General features: G+C 53.4%; 15 protein-coding genes and 1 pseudogene. 8 read left to right on the forward strand and 8 right to left on the reverse strand.

Going from position 1 to position 16,173, the window contains the following annotated elements; all coding sequences use genetic code 11:
• Positions 1-216: 216 nt before the first annotated feature.
• Positions 217-1,398: an MFS transporter TsgA gene (gene tsgA / locus SK39_RS13405; RefSeq protein ID WP_003023593.1), complete on the reverse strand. Its 1,182-nt coding sequence runs from the start codon at positions 1,396-1,398 to the stop codon at positions 217-219.
• Positions 1,399-1,662: 264 nt separating this feature from the next.
• Here tsgA and ppiA point away from each other — a divergent pair, with 264 nt between their 5' ends.
• The 5 genes from ppiA to argD all read left to right on the forward strand — a co-directional run bounded on the left by ppiA (position 1,663) and on the right by argD (position 4,999).
• Positions 1,663-2,235 carry a peptidylprolyl isomerase A gene (gene ppiA / locus SK39_RS13410; protein ID WP_003023595.1) on the forward strand — a complete coding sequence of 191 codons (573 nt, stop codon included), beginning with the start codon at positions 1,663-1,665 and terminating at the stop codon, positions 2,233-2,235.
• A gap of 106 nt (positions 2,236-2,341) precedes the next feature.
• Positions 2,342-2,509: a YhfG family protein gene (locus tag SK39_RS25925; protein ID WP_003023597.1), complete on the forward strand. Its 168-nt coding sequence runs from the start codon at positions 2,342-2,344 to the stop codon at positions 2,507-2,509.
• Positions 2,499-3,101, forward strand: coding sequence for a putative adenosine monophosphate-protein transferase Fic (locus SK39_RS13415; protein WP_003023599.1), 603 nt, complete (start codon positions 2,499-2,501; stop codon positions 3,099-3,101). The genes SK39_RS25925 and SK39_RS13415 overlap by 11 nt, the downstream gene beginning before the upstream one ends.
• Before the next feature lie 31 nt (positions 3,102-3,132).
• Entirely contained in the window at positions 3,133-3,696 is a 564-nt protein-coding gene (pabA, locus tag SK39_RS13420) for an aminodeoxychorismate synthase component 2 (protein ID WP_003837945.1), read from the forward strand.
• Between the two features lie 85 nt (positions 3,697-3,781).
• Positions 3,782-4,999 (forward strand): bifunctional acetylornithine/succinyldiaminopimelate transaminase, encoded by a 1,218-nt coding sequence (gene argD, locus SK39_RS13425; RefSeq protein ID WP_048217088.1) that lies wholly within the window; start codon positions 3,782-3,784, stop codon positions 4,997-4,999.
• A gap of 91 nt (positions 5,000-5,090) precedes the next feature.
• On the opposite strand, the gene SK39_RS13430 is transcribed toward argD, so the two are convergent.
• Both SK39_RS13430 and crp read right to left on the reverse strand, forming a co-directional pair.
• On the reverse strand, positions 5,091-7,178 hold the full coding sequence (locus SK39_RS13430) for a YccS/YhfK family putative transporter (RefSeq protein ID WP_003837947.1): 2,088 nt from the start codon (positions 7,176-7,178) through the stop codon (positions 5,091-5,093).
• Between the two features lie 51 nt (positions 7,179-7,229).
• Positions 7,230-7,862 (reverse strand): cAMP-activated global transcriptional regulator CRP, encoded by a 633-nt coding sequence (gene crp, locus SK39_RS13435; protein ID WP_000242758.1) that lies wholly within the window; start codon positions 7,860-7,862, stop codon positions 7,230-7,232.
• 306 nt (positions 7,863-8,168) lie between these two features.
• Here crp and SK39_RS13440 point away from each other — a divergent pair, with 306 nt between their 5' ends.
• On the forward strand, positions 8,169-8,573 hold the full coding sequence (locus SK39_RS13440; protein WP_003023611.1) for an OsmC family protein: 405 nt from the start codon (positions 8,169-8,171) through the stop codon (positions 8,571-8,573).
• A 98-nt stretch (positions 8,574-8,671) separates the two neighbouring features.
• Here the strand turns inward: SK39_RS13440 and SK39_RS13445 are convergent, their stop codons facing one another.
• From SK39_RS13445 to SK39_RS13460, 4 genes and pseudogenes are all read right to left on the reverse strand, one after another.
• Positions 8,672-9,541, reverse strand: coding sequence for a phosphoribulokinase (locus SK39_RS13445; RefSeq protein ID WP_003827751.1), 870 nt, complete (start codon positions 9,539-9,541; stop codon positions 8,672-8,674).
• 53 nt (positions 9,542-9,594) lie between these two features.
• Positions 9,595-9,813, reverse strand: a complete 219-nt coding sequence (locus SK39_RS13450) for a YheU family protein (protein ID WP_003023615.1) — start codon at positions 9,811-9,813, stop codon at positions 9,595-9,597.
• Positions 9,810-10,878 (reverse strand): annotated as a pseudogene (locus tag SK39_RS13455) (hydrolase). Before SK39_RS13455 ends, SK39_RS13450 begins: the two are co-directional and overlap by 4 nt.
• 35 nt (positions 10,879-10,913) lie before the next feature.
• Positions 10,914-11,633 carry an NUDIX hydrolase gene (locus SK39_RS13460; RefSeq protein ID WP_003837957.1) on the reverse strand — a complete coding sequence of 240 codons (720 nt, stop codon included), beginning with the start codon at positions 11,631-11,633 and terminating at the stop codon, positions 10,914-10,916.
• Between the two features lie 191 nt (positions 11,634-11,824).
• Between SK39_RS13460 and prs the strand changes: the two genes are divergently transcribed.
• Both prs and SK39_RS13470 read left to right on the forward strand, forming a co-directional pair.
• Positions 11,825-12,685, forward strand: coding sequence for a ribose-phosphate diphosphokinase (prs, locus tag SK39_RS13465; RefSeq protein WP_048217089.1), 861 nt, complete (start codon positions 11,825-11,827; stop codon positions 12,683-12,685).
• A gap of 14 nt (positions 12,686-12,699) precedes the next feature.
• Positions 12,700-14,190 carry a nicotinate phosphoribosyltransferase gene (locus SK39_RS13470; protein WP_048217090.1) on the forward strand — a complete coding sequence of 497 codons (1,491 nt, stop codon included), beginning with the start codon at positions 12,700-12,702 and terminating at the stop codon, positions 14,188-14,190.
• 52 nt (positions 14,191-14,242) lie between these two features.
• On the opposite strand, the gene SK39_RS13475 is transcribed toward SK39_RS13470, so the two are convergent.
• Entirely contained in the window at positions 14,243-16,144 is a 1,902-nt protein-coding gene (locus tag SK39_RS13475) for an ABC transporter ATP-binding protein (protein WP_003023627.1), read from the reverse strand.
• Positions 16,145-16,173: the final 29 nt, after the last annotated feature.

Here is a 16,173-nt window from a genome sequence, read left to right on the forward strand (position 1 = left end):
CTTAAGAGGTATATAACTGATTTGTCAGCATTTTTATAAGTGACGGAATTATTTGAGTTTTCGTGTTTGTATAAATAGCGTACAAATTAAGGGGTTTTTGTAAGAATTGGCCTACATGACCAGTGAAAGAAGAGAGGAGGCGAAAATATGCCGGATGATGTGGATACCATCCGGCAGTGTGTAGACCGGGCTAGCGAAGCGCCCCCAGCACTGAGATTAATGCGTTGCTGGCGCGTTATGCTGGCGATGACGCGTGACGAAGCCAAGAATAAAGCACATTACGAATACAACCGCATACAAGCCGTTAGCCGTCTGCAATGCCGCCTGCGGGCCGCTATGTGCCACAATAGGGCCGGTTACCACGAAGGTGAGCATAGTACCAATGGTGCCGCAGGTCAGAACGAAGTTAACCAGTTTGGGTGAGGCGACCTTCGTCTGCTGGGAGCCAAGGGTAATGATGGTGGTATAAATCGCGCTGGAGAAGAAGCCCAGCGTCAGAATGAACCACGGCATATGTTCCGGCGTACCCGTGATAAACAGATACATCAGTACGGTGGCCAGACCCGCCAGTACGGTCAGGATGCGTTGCAAATCGAAGAAGCGCAGAATGAAGCTAAACGCCCACATGCCAACCATGTAAGACATCCAGAAGTCGCTGACCAGTTTACCTGCGTCGTTCAGGCTCATACCCAGGCTTTTGGCGTATTCCGGAACCCAGGAGATAAAGCCCAACTGACCGAGGATGTAGCACAGCGCGGCGATCGCCAGAAACAGCACGCCAATCCCCCATTTTTCTTTTACTACCGGCGCGTCTGACTGCTGAGCGTGTTTACCCAGTGCCGGAAATTCACAACCAAAGGTCAGCAGGAAAATAGCGACGTATACCAGGCCGATGCAGGCATAGACCCAATACCATTCGATGCTGCGCGCTAACAGGAACGCGGCAACCATCGGGAAAATCATACCGGCCATGCTGAAGAAGGAGTCAGTAAACAGCAGGCGGGAACCGCGCTGGCGACCTTCGTACATTTGAGTTACCAGGAACGTACCAATCGACATGGTTATACCGCTCACAAGACCCAATACAAACATGGCGGCAGAGAACAAGGCCAGGCTATGGCTGAGCATCAGTCCGGCGACTGCCAGTACCATCAGGATAAAGCCGAAGCGCAACTGGGTTTTCAGGGGCACGATTTCCATTAACCATGCATTCAGAAAGATAGAGATCAGAATGCCGGCATTCAGGAAGGTGAAGGTGTTACTCATGCTGGAAACGGGCAAATGGAAGTAATCTGCGATGTTTCCCATCACCATCCCGGTGACAATTACCAACGCACCTGTCAGGGCGTAGGAGAGAAAGCTAATCCATGTGAGCTTGATGCGATTGCTGTTAGTCATGACTGGCCTGTATAGAAGTGTAAGGCGCATTGACTGCGCCGTGAGCGGGCAGATTTTAGGCGCTTTTGTGATGTATTTAAATATTTATTGGTAATGAGTTTGTTTATTACATTTTTGTATGTGATCTAAATCACATTTATCCATGCGGCAGTAAGGTTACATTTGTTTCAAGTACGTAAAATTAGGTAAAGGGATGGCCTTGTCCTTGAAGGCTCTTTAGAATCAATTCACTTGCTTCATTTCTGCTCTTGTTAAGGAATTCTCATGCTCAAATCGACTCTGGCGGCTGTTGCAGCTGTTCTCGCTCTTTCTGCTCTCTCTCCCGCAGCACTGGCAGCAAAAGGTGACCCTCATGTTCTGCTGACAACCTCTGCTGGTAACATTGAGCTGGAGCTGAACAGTCAGAAAGCCCCGGTTTCAGTGCAAAACTTTGTCGATTATGTCAACAGCGGTTTCTATAACAACACTACGTTCCACCGTGTGATCCCTGGCTTCATGGTGCAGGGTGGCGGTTTTACCGAGCAGATGCAGCAGAAGAAACCTAACCCGCCAATCAAGAATGAAGCCGATAACGGACTGCGTAACACCCGCGGCACGATTGCTATGGCACGTACAGCGGATAAAGACAGCGCGACCAGCCAGTTCTTTATCAACATTGCAGACAACGCTTTCCTCGATCACGGCCAGCGCGACTTTGGCTATGCTGTCTTCGGAAAAGTTGTGAAAGGTATGGATGTCGCGGATAAGATCTCTCAGGTACAGACCCATGATGTCGGTCCATACCAGAATGTTCCGTCAAAACCGATTGTTATCCTTTCTGCTAAAGTTCTGCCGTAATCGCATCTAGCGCGGGTAGTTCTTGCCCGCGTTCACCCCTCTCTCTGCGTAACCCGAAATTGCTGCTTATACTTGTGGCAAGTGTCGGCTCATTCAGGGAGGTCACGTGAAAAAACTCACCGATAAACAAAAGTCCAGGCTGTGGGAACAGCGGCGAAACGCCAATTTCCAGGCCAGCCGACGGCTGGAAGGCGTAGATATTCTACGGGTTACTCTGAGTGCTGAAGACGCTCTGGCGCGTCTTGAAGAGCTGAGGAGGCACTATGAGCGATAAATTCGGTGATGGTCGCGACCCGTATTTATATCCTGGCCTGAATGTCATGCGTAACCGTCTGGGGATTCATCAGGCGCAGCGTTTGGCGCAGGCGGCTTATGAACTGACGGCGCTGCGTGCGGCGACTATCGAATTGGGGCCGCTTAAACGAGGCTTACCGCACCTGTGCGCCATTCATCGCCAGCTGTATCGAGATATTTTTGACTGGGCGGGACACCTGCGCGAAGTCGATATTTACCAGGGCGATACTCGCTTTTGCCATTTCGCCTATATCGAGAAAGAGGGCAATGCACTGATGCAGGACCTGGAAGATGAGTCCTGGCTGGTGGGATTACCGGAAGACAAGTTTGTCGATCGTCTTGCGCACTATTATTGCGAAATCAATGTGCTGCATCCGTTTCGCATTGGTAGCGGTCTGGCGCAGCGTATTTTCTTCGAACAGTTAGCGATTCATGCAGGGTATGTGCTGAGCTGGGATGGCATTCCGGTTGAGGAGTGGAATCAGGCTAATCAGAGCGGGGCGATGGGTGACCTGTCTGCACTGCGGGCGATATTTCGTAAAGTGGTAAGCGAAGCACCGGAAACTGAGTAGAATAGCGCGGTTCTTATGTACCGGAGCCGCCATGATCCTGCTTATCGATAACTATGATTCTTTCACCTGGAACCTGTACCAATACTTCTGCGAACTGGGGGCTGATGTCCTTGTCAGGCGCAACGACGAGCTGACGCTGGCGCAAATTGACGCGCTGAGCCCGCAAAAAATCGTCATTTCCCCGGGACCCTGTACGCCGGATGACGCCGGTATTTCGCTGGAGGTTATTCGCTATTTCTCAGGGAAGATCCCACTGCTGGGCGTTTGTCTGGGGCACCAGGCGATGGCGCAGGCCTTTGGCGCGACCGTGGTTCGGGCGGCGAAAGTGATGCATGGTAAAACGTCGCCGATTACGCATAACGGGCAGGGCGTTTTTCAGGGGCTCGCCAATCCATTAACGGTAACGCGCTACCATTCTCTGGTGGTCGCTCCCGAAACCCTTCCTGACTGCTTTGAGGTGACCGCCTGGAGTGAAACACAGGAGATCATGGGTATTCGCCACCGGGAGTGGGATATGGAAGGGGTGCAGTTTCACCCGGAGAGCATTCTCAGCGAACAGGGGCATCAGCTGCTGGCTAATTTCCTCAACCGGTGATTTGTGGTTGCTATTCAGTGATTTTTTATTCATATTTTGTGATTATAATTTCACTAGCATTTCTGCTTAACAGGGTGGTAATGACATGGCAACTGAACAAACTGCAATTACACGCGCGACATTCGATGAAGTGATTCTGCCGATTTATGCACCGGCTGAGTTTATCCCGGTAAAAGGGAAAGGGAGTCGAGTATGGGATCAACAGGGTAAAGAGTATGTTGATTTCGCGGGCGGCATTGCAGTTACCGCGTTAGGGCATTGTCATCCTGCGCTGGTTGAGGCGTTAAAAACCCAGGGTGAAACCCTGTGGCATACCAGCAACGTTTTCACCAACGAACCGGCGTTACGCTTAGGTCGTAAACTCATTGATGCGACTTTCGCCGAACGCGTACTGTTCATGAACTCCGGTACCGAAGCTAACGAAACCGCCTTTAAGCTGGCGCGCCACTATGCCTGCGTGCGTCATAGCCCGTTCAAAACCAAAATCATTGCCTTCCATAACGCGTTTCATGGCCGCTCGCTGTTTACCGTATCCGTCGGCGGGCAACCGAAATATTCCGACGGCTTTGGACCAAAGCCGGCAGATATCATCCATGTCCCGTTTAACGATTTGCATGCGGTCAAAGCGGTGATGGACGATCACACCTGCGCGGTGGTGATCGAGCCTATTCAGGGAGAGGGGGGCGTTACTGCAGCAACGCCGGCATTCCTGCAAGGCTTGCGTGAACTTTGTGATCAGCACCAGGCACTGTTGGTATTTGATGAAGTACAGAGCGGGATGGGGCGTACCGGCTCATTGTTTGCCTATATGCACTACGGCGTGACGCCGGATATCCTGACCAGCGCCAAGGCGCTCGGCGGCGGCTTCCCGGTGAGCGCGGTACTGACCACCCAGGAGATTGCCTCGGCGTTCCACGTGGGTTCGCATGGTTCCACTTACGGCGGTAATCCACTGGCCTGCGCGGTTGCGGGAGCTGCGTTTGATATCATCAATACGCCGGAAGTGCTGGAAGGTATTCAGGCCAAACGCCAGGCGTTTGTTCAGCATTTGCAGAAAATTGACCAGCAGTTTGACATTTTCAGCGACATTCGCGGTATGGGACTGCTGATTGGCGCCGAACTGAAGCCGCAGTTTAAAGGCCGGGCGCGTGATTTCTTGTACGCCGCGGCGAATGAAGGCGTGATGGTATTGAACGCCGGACCGGACGTGATGCGTTTCGCGCCGTCGCTGGTGGTGGAGCAGACTGATATCGATGAAGGGATGCAGCGCTTCGCGCAGGCGGTAGCGAAGGTGGTGGGCTGATTGCCGGATGGCGGCGCGAGCGCCTTATCCGGCCTACAGGGTAAGGTGTGATTCGTAGGCCGGATAAGCGTAGCGCATCCGGCAGTCGATCTTAACCTTTCATGTCCCGCAACCGGCGGCTCAGCCAGATCCCATGGTGCGGTCGCTGACGCCATGCTACCGACGAAATGGTATGCATGGTGTTCAGATGCCCCAAAACCCGCTGCAGATGCTGCTCAAGGGTGCTTAAAGGCCCATGGGACAGCATCTCTGGCGCCTCAAGAATATTCACATCGCCGGAGCTTCCGGGTCCGTCATATTCCAGCCGCTGCTGACAGCGCTGGATCGCGATTTCACAGGACTCCAGATAACGCTGCGCCAAATCCGGCGTCAGCATCGTATGTTCCCTTGCCAGCGTAGTCATTGCGTTGATGTGTTCGACGATGAACTGACTATGCGTAACCCACAGTTTCATGTCCGCCAGATAGTGCGAGTTGAACCCAGGTTCCTGCATCGCCTGGTTAAGTGAGTTGAACAGCGTGTTATGCGCCTGGTTGACCCGCATGCGTTGATACGCCAGCGGTGTGGCCTGGGGATCGTTGCTAAGAATCAGGCGAATGGCCTCCTGATCGGCTTCTAACGCATCGTGGGCGTTTTTACGCAGCAAACCGCTCTGCCACTGCGGCCACAGCCAGAGCATCCCGCCAAAAGCGATCAGGCAGCCAGTGATCGTATCGATAAACCGAGGCACGATAAACTGTTCCCCGTTCAGCGTCAGCAGTTGCAGGGTATATACCGCGGTGACCGTAAAGCCGACGGTAGCCCAGCCGTAGTTTTTGCGGATGGTCAGATAACTCACCAGGGTTATCAGCAGCATGCCTGCCAGCGTGTAACCTTCCTGAATATGAAAGTGCAGCGTGACGCCAGCGATCACCAGGCCGACGAGCGTCCCTACTGAACGGTGTAAAATACGTACCCGGGTTGCCCCGTAGCCATTTTGCGTGACGAACAGGATTGTCATCAAAATCCAGTAAGGTTTTGGCAGGTGTAAGGCGCTGCCCATCAGGCTGGCAATGCTCAACATGACGCTGATGCGTCCGGCATTACGCAGCGCAGGGGATTTCAACGACAAATAGCTTTTCAGGGCAGGGATCAGCGGCAGCCGACGCTGCTTGTCAGCCATTAAATCACGGGCATACAGTGGTCGCTGGGTGCGTAGCACACGGGCAATACGGCTGAAGTGCCAGTAGCAAAATTGACCTACCGGATTGTCCGGATGCTGGTTGGCGATTTTCTCCAGCGTGCCAATCTGCTTTTCCATTGAGAAACGGGTCGGTAAGCGGTGATACAAAATATCATCGGCCAGTACGCGAAGGCGTTCGGCGACAGTGCGCGCGTTCCAGCGAATCACTTGTTCGGCGTGGCTACGTTCGACCAGCTTTTGCACCTCTTCCGGCTGGTGGAGGCTAACGGAAATATGTTCCTGTAAATCGAGCGCCTCCTGAAAGGCACGTAGCAGGCGCTTATAATCGTTGTTGCGATGCGCCGACAACATATGCATTTGCTGATAGCACTGGGTAATTAAATCCACCGCTTTTTGCTGGCGCACCAGCAGGGGAGGCAGCGCTTTTTCTGGGTCGGCATGCTGGGTCAGCATGCTGTACTTGGCCTCACAGTAATCGGCTAATTCGCGGTACAACAAGCTAAGCGACTCACGCAGCGGCTGCTCGCGCCACATCCAGAACCAGAACCAGTTGAACAGACCGTACCACAATGTGCCCAGCGCGTAGATTAGCAGCGGCTCCCAGACGGGCATGTTACCTGCCAGACTGAGTGTGAAAATTGCCGCAATAAGCGAGGCAGGTAGTAGTCGCGCATGCAGAGGGCCTAATTCTGCGGTTACACCAAGAATCAGCGTCAGGCCGGTGAGGATCAGCGGCAGCGGTATAGTCTGTGCCAGCAGTAATTGCATGATCAGACTGCATCCGGCAAACAAAGACGCGCCAATCACTAAGCGTTTGAAAAAGCGCTTATGCGGGGTATCAAGACCGGCAATATTGCAGCAGGCAGGGACGAGGGAAAAGAGGAGTCCCAGATGAAGCTGACCGATGATCAGGCCGACGGCCACAGGTAAACATAGCACCAGCGTTTGTCGTAGTGCGTAGTTGATCTCTGGGTGGTATATCAGTCTTCGCCACATCGGAGCAAACAAAAGTGGCGCATTACGGGGTAACGCGCCACTTCGATGGGGTTAACGTGTGCCGTAGACGACGATGGTCTTACCGTGTGCGGAGATCAGGTTCTGATCTTCCAGCATCTTCAGAATACGACCGACGGTCTCACGGGAGCAGCCAACGATCTGGCCGATTTCCTGACGGGTGATTTTAATCTGCATACCGTCCGGGTGGGTCATCGCATCAGGCTGTTTCGCCAGATTCAGCAGAGTCTGCGCGATACGACCGGTAACGTCGAGGAAGGCAAGGTTGCCCACTTTTTCAGACGTGACCTGCAGACGGCGAGCCATCTGAGAGGACAGGCGCATCAGAATATCTGGATTGACCTGGATTAATTGGCGAAATTTTTTGTAGGAAATTTCAGCGACTTCACATGCAGTTTTAGCACGGACCCAGGCGCTGCGTTCCTGACCTTCTTCGAAGAGGCCTAATTCACCAATAAAATCGCCCTGATTCAGATAAGAAAGGATCATTTCTTTCCCTTCTTCATCTTTGATCAGCACTGCCACTGAGCCTTTAACGATGTAGTACAACGTTTCCGCTTTTTCACCCTGGTGAATCAGCGTGCTCTTCGATGGGTACTTATGAATATGGCAATGAGACAAGAACCATTCGAGAGTCGGGTCTGTTTGCGGTTTGCCAAGCACCATGCGCGGTTATCCTCTGTTATAAGCTGTCTCCAGAGCCAAAAAACATCCTGTCTCTGGGTTTGCAAAAATGTGCTTCCCGCTACCTGGGAAGGGGGCTGTCAATACGTGCGACGGCCTGTAATGTGATGTCCTCTGCATACATGCAGTACGTCAATGTATTACTGTAGCATCCCGACTGTTTTAGCATAGCTTTCGCCGTGTGTCTCCTGGTGTCTCGCTTCAGCATGACGCAGGTCGCCTTCCGTTGCGAGATTTGTTGTGTGCGCGTAATCTGTCAGGAAAATTGATGCATCGGAGTAATAAAATATGCAAGCACGTGTTAAGTGGGTTGAAGGGCTGACCTTCCTCGGTGAGTCCGCCTCTGGCCACCAGATTTTGATGGACGGTAATTCCGGTGATAAAGCGCCGAGCCCGATGGAAATGGTCTTAATGGCTGCGGGTGGTTGCAGCGCAATTGATGTGGTGTCGATCCTGCAAAAGGGTCGTCAGGATGTGACCAACTGCGAAGTGAAGCTGACCTCCGAGCGTCGTGATGAAGCGCCGCGCCTGTTTACCCATATCAACCTGCATTTCATCGTAACGGGTAACGATCTGAAAGATGCGTCCGTCGCACGTGCGGTCGATCTTTCGGCGGAAAAATACTGCTCCGTGGCGCTGATGCTGGAAAAGGCGGTGAACATTACCCACTCCTATGAAGTGGTTGCCGCGTAATTGCTGATGCCGGATGGCGGCGTTGCCTTATCCGGCCTACAGGGTGATGTTGAGTCGTAGGCCCGATAAGCGAAGCGCCATCGGGCGCTTTCCACATATCACTCTATCTTTTTGCCTTCCATCAGTCGCTGCACCAGCGGCAGCATAATCAATTCCATCGCCAGACCCATTTTTCCGCCCGGTACGACCAACGTATTGATATGAGAAATGAATGAGCCCTGCAGCATGGCCAGTAGCCACGGGAAGTCGATCCCTTCCAGATTACGAAAATGAATAACGACAAAGCTTTCATCGAGTGACGGAATGCTCTTGGCGGCAAAGGGATTAGAGGTATCGACGGTTGGTACGCGTTGGAAGTTGATATGCGTACGGGAAAACTGTGGCGTGATGTAATTGATGTAATCGTCCATTGAGCGCACCACCGAGTCCATCACCGCTTCACGCGAGTGTCCACGCTCGCTGGTATCGCGGGTCAGCTTCTGGATCCACTCCAGGTTCACGATCGGCACCACGCCAACCAGCAGATCGACATGCCGGGCCACATTTTGCTGAGGGGTGACAACGCCGCCGTGAAGTCCCTCATAGAACAGGACATCCGTCGGTTCAGGCAGCGGCTGCCAGGGCGTGAATGTCCCCGGAACCTGATTCCACGGTACGGCCTCATCGTAGGTGTGCAGGTATTTACGCGACTGACCTTTGCCCGTCTGGCCGTATTCAATGAAGGTTTGCTCCAGCAGACCGAAGTCGTTAGCTTCGGGGCCGAAATAGCTGATATGCCGCCCGGCATCGCGTGCTTTGCGAATCGCCATGTCCATTTCCGGACGGGTATAGCGGTGAAAACTGTCACCTTCCACCTCGGCGGCGCGCAGGTTTAACTGCGCGAAAATTTTACGAAACGCGAGGCTGGTGGTGGTGGTCCCCGCGCCGCTGGATCCTGTTACCGCAATCACCGGATGTTTGGCAGACATAACAACTCCATGAAATGGTTGTAATTATAGTAAAGTCGGCCGGCGGCTACGGATTACTCGTGAATCTGCTTCCTCGGCATAATGTTGACCGTTTCATGCAGTTCGGACCACACCAGCACGGCTTCACCTGATTGTAGTTGGCGTTTGACGTCGGCGACTTTTTGTTCGAGCGAGCGTTCATGTTCACCGTAATCGGTGCCTTCACGCAAGACAAAGCTTTCAATCAGATTGTCCAGCGCGTCCGGAGAGATATCTTGCCATGGGATAATCATGATGACGCCTCCAGATACGTTGTCAGCCAGTCCGGGATTCTTGATTCCAGCCACATCTCAGGACGGCGCACTGTGCCACCAATAAATCCGACGTGGCCGCCATGTTCAGTCAGCTGATATTCCACCTGCGAAGGCAGATTTTCCGGTTTCGGGATCACGTGATGATCCATAAACGGATCGTCTTTAGCATGGATAATCAGCGTTGGTTTGGCGATCCGATTGAGCAACGGCATGGCGCTGCACTGGCGGTAATAGTCTATAGCATCGGCGAAACCGTGGATTTTGGCGGTGATCAGATCGTCAAAATCGCGAATGCGGCGCAAAGATTTCAACTGGGCCAGGCTTACCGGCAGCGAACCGGGATACGCCTCAAGCTTACGCGAGGCGTTGGCTTTCAATAAATTGAGCAGGTAGCGCTGATAGACACGGGAAAAGCCCTTGTCCATATGGTAGCTACAGGCTTCGAGCACGAAAGGCGCAGAAACGATAACCGCTGCATCTATCGGAATATTGTTGCCTTCTTTTGCCAGCAGACAAGCCAGCATGTTTCCACCGAGTGAATAACCTACCGCGGCGGTCGGTGCGCGACCGAACTCACGTTCCAGCCAGTGTAAAAACCAGGTGCCATCTTCTGTTTCACCGGAGTGATAAATACGGTTCAAACGATTGGGCTCACCACTGCAACCGCGAAAATGCATTACCACGCCCAGCCAGCCGCGCTTTTGTGCTGCTTCAATCAGGCCATGTGCGTAGGGGCTGTTCAGACTACCTTCCAGACCGTGAAAAACCACCAGGCGCGGTTTGTGTTTCGCCTGTTGTGGATCTTCACTCCACGCCAGATCGACGAAATCACCGTCGGGCAATTCCAGACGCTGCCAGTGGGCGTCGAACTTCACCTTACGGCGAATTAATCGCGGCAGCATCGTCTGCAGATGGCGGTTACTGATACCGCGCATCGGGCGGAATTCTCGCGAATCGTCGGTAGGTGGGGTCATTTCTGTGGACGTGATTTCAACCATAACACCGGAGCAATTAATAATCGGAAAGAATAACTATACCGCGCACAGCGCGTGCGGGTTAGCCAATATGTGATTTTGTCGCTAGTCAGTCAGCAGGTTACGCGAGAAAAAATGAAAATCGACGTTAGGTTTACGTCGCCACAGGCGGGCTTTACGCGTCCCTGTCGCCACGCTTTCTCCAGTATCTTCAAACATTCCTGACGCTTCAAAGCGACGAATCAGACTTTTACGCTGGATCGACTGACCGAGGATCACCTCAGTGGCTTCGAGTAGTTGCCCATGGGTAAATGTTTCCGGCAAGCAGTACACTGGCAGGAGCGAGTACATCGTTTTTTGCCGCAAGCGATGCAGCGCCGCTGTAATGATTTTCTCGTGATCAAACGCGAGTGAATAGTTTTTCAACTCATCAACCGGCACCCAACGGGCATTGCTGACGCTGGCGATATGGGGCGCGCAGTCTACCCAGGCGATTAGTGCAAACCAGGTGACCGTCAGGCTCCAGCCGCGCGGGTCACGATCAGGCCCGGAAAAGGTATCCATTTGTTCCAGCCACGAAGGCGAAACACCCGTTTTTTCAGTGAGTTTGCGCAGCGCGGTGGCACGGGTTGAATCATCGTTTTCGATATCAATAAAGCCGCCGGGTAATCCCCAACGTCCTTTTTGCGGCTGCTTTGCCCGCTCGACCAGTAATACGCACAGCGCCTGCTGATGCAGGGTAAATAACGCACTATCTACCGTCACCAGAGGTGAAGGGAAGCGGCTGGCGTCGTACTGATTCAGGTAGTCGGCTTCGGTGGTCATAAGGTACTCACGATGATTTGTAACGCTGATAAGTGTACCAGCCCGGCACCGGGGGGCAAGGTTCGTTTTTTCTCATTATTTATCAGTAGATTAACTAACAGCTTAAAAATAATTCATTTTCTGCTTGCTTAATATGTGTCTTAGAGACATTATTAATTGTGTCGAAGGGACACAATTAAGGGGTGAGCGCGATGAACATAAAATTGACACTAACTTTGGACGACCAGGTCTATGCCGTTGCCAGCGGTGTTTTTCCTGATGGTGCTGTCTGGTTAAAAGTCACCGATGCGTTGCCAACCTTTGCTCGCCTGATGCGCATCCGTGCCACGGCTATGCGCGATATGAACGATTTTATGCTGCTGGCGCAACTGGTTGAGGCGGTCCGTCATCAGACCGATGTACTGGTCAGCCATCTCGACCTTCCCTGGCTGCCGTGGGCGCGTCAGGACAGACATATGGTATCGGGTGACAGCTTTGCGCTGAAAGTCTTCGCCAGTCAGCTCAATACGTTGAAATTTGACAAGGTCAACGTGCTCGACCCGCACAGTGACGCGGCGGCGGCTGCAATCGACAACTTTGTGGCGATCCCCCAGGAGGTTTGCCTGATGCAAAGCGCGTCATTATCGCGGCTGTTTCAGCAAAACGCGCTGATGTTGGTTGCTCCCGATGCAGGATCGCTGAAGAAGATTGATGCCGTAGCCAGAGCGGCCGGTGTGGAGCAGTACGCCATCCTGAGCAAAAAACGTGATGTGGCAAGCGGCAGCCTGACGGGATTTGCGTTATTGGCCGGAGACGTCAGGGCGAGGGATCTGCTGATTGTCGACGACCTGTGTGATGCTGGCGGCACCTTCATAGGTTCTGCGCAGGTGCTACGTGATGCCGGTGCCCGCAGCGTTAGCCTGTACGTCACCCACGGGATCTTTTCTAAGGGCGTTGAACACCTGTTTGCTAACGGTATTGACGCCATCTACACCACCACTTCTTTAGCTGCCCCGACGCTGGAACATCCGCAGCTTGAACTTATCGATATTGACGCGATTTACCGCGCCTGAGGGAGACACCTGTTATGAAAATGAATCCAATTTTAGCTATCGACGGCTACAAAGTGTCTCACCGCGTGCAGTATCCGCAGGGCACCCGTCGCGTATATTCCAACTTTACCCCACGCAGCGATCGCTTTTTCTCCTCGCCGTTGGCGGATGGCAAACTGGTATTTTTCGGCCTGCAGGGGTTTATGCAGTGGTTTTTAGTCGACCTGTTTAATGAGGCGTTCTTTGCCCGCCCGGAAGATGAGGTTGTGAGTGAATACAAACAGGTCATGGATAGCTATCTCGGCAAAGATGCAGTGGCGGTGGACCATATTCGTGCATTGCATCAGTTGGGCTATCTGCCGCTGCACATCAAGGCGCTGGATGAAGGTAGCAAAGTCCCAATGACGGTGCCGGTTTTAACCATTATCAACACCAAACCCGAATTTTTCTGGCTGGTGAATTACCTGGAGACCGTCCTGTCGGCGGAATTGTGGAAAGCGTCGACAAACGCCACGATTGCTCACCATTACCGCAAAATCTGCGCACGCTGGGCACAGAAAACCTGTAGCGACCAGACGCATCTTGACTTCCAGTGCCATGACTTTTCATTTCGCGGTATGTCCGGATTACAGGACACCATGCAGGCGGGCAGTGGGCATTTGTTGAGCTTTAAAGGGACCGACAGTATTCCATCTCTGTTGTACGCCCGCGATTACTACACCGACGGCGAGCCCTATTTTATCGGCGCCAGCATTCCAGCTACTGAACACAGCGTGATGTGTATGGGCGAGCGCGAGCATGAGATTGAAACCTTCCGCCGCCTGATTGCCGATCTCTACCCGCAAGGATTTGTATCGATAGTATCTGATACCTGGGACTACTGGCAGGTGCTGACGGAATATACCCGTGAACTGAAGGGCATCATTCTGGCGCGTGAAGGTCGTGTGGTATTCCGTCCGGATAGCGGCAACCCGGTAGAGATTCTGTGCGGTACTGGCGAAGATAACGATACAAGCAGCGATCGTACCGCTCAGGAGAAAGGGTCCGTGGAAGTGCTGTGGGAGATTTTTGGCGGCACGATTAACGCTAAAGGTTACAAGGTGCTCGACCCGCATGTTGGACTGATTTATGGCGACTCCATCACCCTTGAGCGGGCGAATGAGATCCTGCGTCGTCTGGAAGCGAAAGGATTTGCCAGTTCAAACGTCGTGTTTGGCGTCGGTTCCTTTACCTATCAGTACAACACGCGTGACACCTTCGGTTTTGCGATGAAAGCGACGTGGGGAGAAGTCGACGGCAAAGGCCGGATGATTTTCAAAGAGCCGAAAACCGATAATGGCCTGAAGCGTTCAGCCCGTGGTCTGCTTCGCGTCACGCGTGATGAGCAAGGGGAACTGCGTCTGCATGATGAACAAACCTGGAAACAAGAGCAGGAAGGGGAGCTGAAAACTCGTTTTCTCAACGGCAAGCTGTTTAACCGCGAGCATTTCGAAGAAATCCGCCAGCGTCTGGCGATGCAGGGATAATTCAACAAAAATGCCGGATAGGACGTATTGGCGTCAGATCCGGCAATTATGACTACTCGGCGAGCATCTGCTCAAGCTGCTCCTGAGCCTCCAGCCAGGCCATTTCACACTCTTCCAGCCCGGATTTCGCACTGGCCTGCTGCTGCAGACAAGCGGTGAGTTCGGCTTTGCGGCTTTGGTCGTACAGTTCGCTGTCGCCGAGTTTCTCTTCCGCCTGAGCTAACTGCGCGTGCAGTTTCTCCATCTCTTTTTCCAGACGGGTGATCTCTTTGCGCAGCGGTTGCGTCAGAGTGCGCAGTTCCGCTTCACGACGCTTCTGGTCTTTACGTGCCTGGGCGCTGTTAACGCTCTCTTTCGCTGGTTCGTCGCTCTGATTTTCCTGTTTCTGGACATCGCTCAGCCACTGCTGATAATCCTCCAGATCGCCATCAAACGGCTCGACTTTCTTGTCGTGTACCAGATAGAGGTCGTCGGTGGTGGAGCGGATCAGGTGACGGTCGTGCGAGACGACAACCAGCGCGCCTTCAAAATCGATCAGCGCTTCGGTCAGCGCCTGACGCATATCTAAGTCCAGGTGGTTGGTCGGTTCATCGAGCAGCAGCAGGTTCGGGCGCTGCCAGACGATCAATGCCAGCACCAGACGCGCTTTTTCGCCACCGGAGAAGCGGCGAGTCTCTTCGCTGACTTTATCGCCCTGGAAGCCGAATCCACCCAGGTAGTCTCGTAGTTTCTGCTCCAGCTCCTGCGGCGCCATGCGTGCCAGATGCTGAATTGGTGATTCATCGGCGCGTAAAAACTCCAGCTGGTGCTGCGCGAAGTAGCCCAGCTTGATGCCTTTCGCCAGGCCAATCTCGCCGCTGATGGGGGCCAGTTCGCCGGCCAGCAGCTTAATCAGCGTCGATTTACCCGCGCCGTTGCGACCGAGCAGACCGATGCGGGAACCCGGCACCAGGTTCAGTTTGATCGAATCGAGAATGACGCGATCGCCGTAGCCAGCGCTGACCTTTTCCATCTTCAGCAGCGGGTTTGGCAGGCTTTCCGGTTCACGGAAGCTGAAGTGGAACGGGTTGTCCACGTGCGCTGGGGCAATCAGCTCCATGCGTTCCAGCATTTTGATACGACTCTGCGCCTGTTTTGCTTTCGTTGCTTTAGCGCGGAAGCGATCGATATAGCTTTGCAGATGTGCCACGCGCTCCTGCTGGCTTTCGTACATGGCCTGTTGCTGCGCGAGGCGGGTCGCACGCTGGATTTCAAACGCGCTGTAGTTGCCGGTGTACTCGAACATGGTTTGCTGTTCGATATGAATAATTTTATCCACCACCGGATCGAGGAAGTCTCGGTCGTGGGAGATCAAGATCAGCGTGCCCTGATAGCTTTTCAGCCATCTTTCCAGCCAGATCACCGCGTCGAGATCGAGGTGGTTGGTAGGTTCATCGAGCAGTAGTAAGTCTGAACGGCAAATCAGCGCCTGGGCCAGGTTGAGGCGCATACGCCAGCCACCGGAGAAGTCGCTGACCGGCCGTTCAAGCTGTTCGTTGGAGAAACCGAGGCCATGCAGCAGGCTGGCGGCGCGTGAACGCACGGTCCAGGCATCGATGGCATCCAGCTTGCCATGGACAGTGGCAATGGCATGTCCATCGTTACGTTCGTTGGCGTCGTTCAACTGCGCTTCCAGTTGACGATATTCGCGGTCGCCGTCAATGACGTACTCCAGCGCGGGCTGTGGCAACGCAGGCGTTTCCTGATTCACCCACGCGAGCTGCCAGTTTCCCGGATAGGTAAATCCTCCAGCGTCGGCGCTGAGTTCATTTTTCAGCAATGCCAGCAGGGTAGATTTACCACAGCCATTTTTACCCACCAGGCCAACCTTCTGCCCTGGATTAATGGTGGCCGTGGCATTGTCCAGCAAGACGCGCACGCCGCGACGAATTTGTAACGATGAGAAAACAATCATAAGGCGCCGTATGTTCAGACTATGTTAAT

The sequence above is a fragment of the Citrobacter sp. BIDMC107 genome (assembly GCF_001037575.1).
GTDB lineage: Bacteria > Pseudomonadota > Gammaproteobacteria > Enterobacterales > Enterobacteriaceae > Citrobacter > Citrobacter freundii.

Bases quoted from the DNA above. Each gene is read 5' to 3' on its own strand.
- SK39_RS13470 (WP_048217090.1), top strand. From the start codon at position 12,700: ATGAAAATGAATCCAATTTTAGCTATCGACGGCTACAAAGTGTCTCAC.
- SK39_RS13460 (WP_003837957.1), bottom strand. From the start codon at position 11,633: ATGACCACCGAAGCCGACTACCTGAATCAGTACGACGCCAGCCGCTTC.
- pabA (WP_003837945.1), top strand. From the start codon at position 3,133: ATGATCCTGCTTATCGATAACTATGATTCTTTCACCTGGAACCTGTAC.
- tsgA (WP_003023593.1), bottom strand. From the start codon at position 1,398: ATGACTAACAGCAATCGCATCAAGCTCACATGGATTAGCTTTCTCTCC.
- argD (WP_048217088.1), top strand. From the start codon at position 3,782: ATGGCAACTGAACAAACTGCAATTACACGCGCGACATTCGATGAAGTG.
- SK39_RS13475 (WP_003023627.1), bottom strand. From the start codon at position 16,144: ATGATTGTTTTCTCATCGTTACAAATTCGTCGCGGCGTGCGCGTCTTG.
- SK39_RS13445 (WP_003827751.1), bottom strand. From the start codon at position 9,541: ATGTCTGCCAAACATCCGGTGATTGCGGTAACAGGATCCAGCGGCGCG.
- crp (WP_000242758.1), bottom strand. From the start codon at position 7,862: ATGGTGCTTGGCAAACCGCAAACAGACCCGACTCTCGAATGGTTCTTG.
- prs (WP_048217089.1), top strand. From the start codon at position 11,825: ATGAACATAAAATTGACACTAACTTTGGACGACCAGGTCTATGCCGTT.
- SK39_RS13450 (WP_003023615.1), bottom strand. From the start codon at position 9,813: ATGATTATCCCATGGCAAGATATCTCTCCGGACGCGCTGGACAATCTG.
- SK39_RS13430 (WP_003837947.1), bottom strand. From the start codon at position 7,178: ATGTGGCGAAGACTGATATACCACCCAGAGATCAACTACGCACTACGA.
- SK39_RS13440 (WP_003023611.1), top strand. From the start codon at position 8,169: ATGCAAGCACGTGTTAAGTGGGTTGAAGGGCTGACCTTCCTCGGTGAG.
- ppiA (WP_003023595.1), top strand. From the start codon at position 1,663: ATGCTCAAATCGACTCTGGCGGCTGTTGCAGCTGTTCTCGCTCTTTCT.
- SK39_RS13415 (WP_003023599.1), top strand. From the start codon at position 2,499: ATGAGCGATAAATTCGGTGATGGTCGCGACCCGTATTTATATCCTGGC.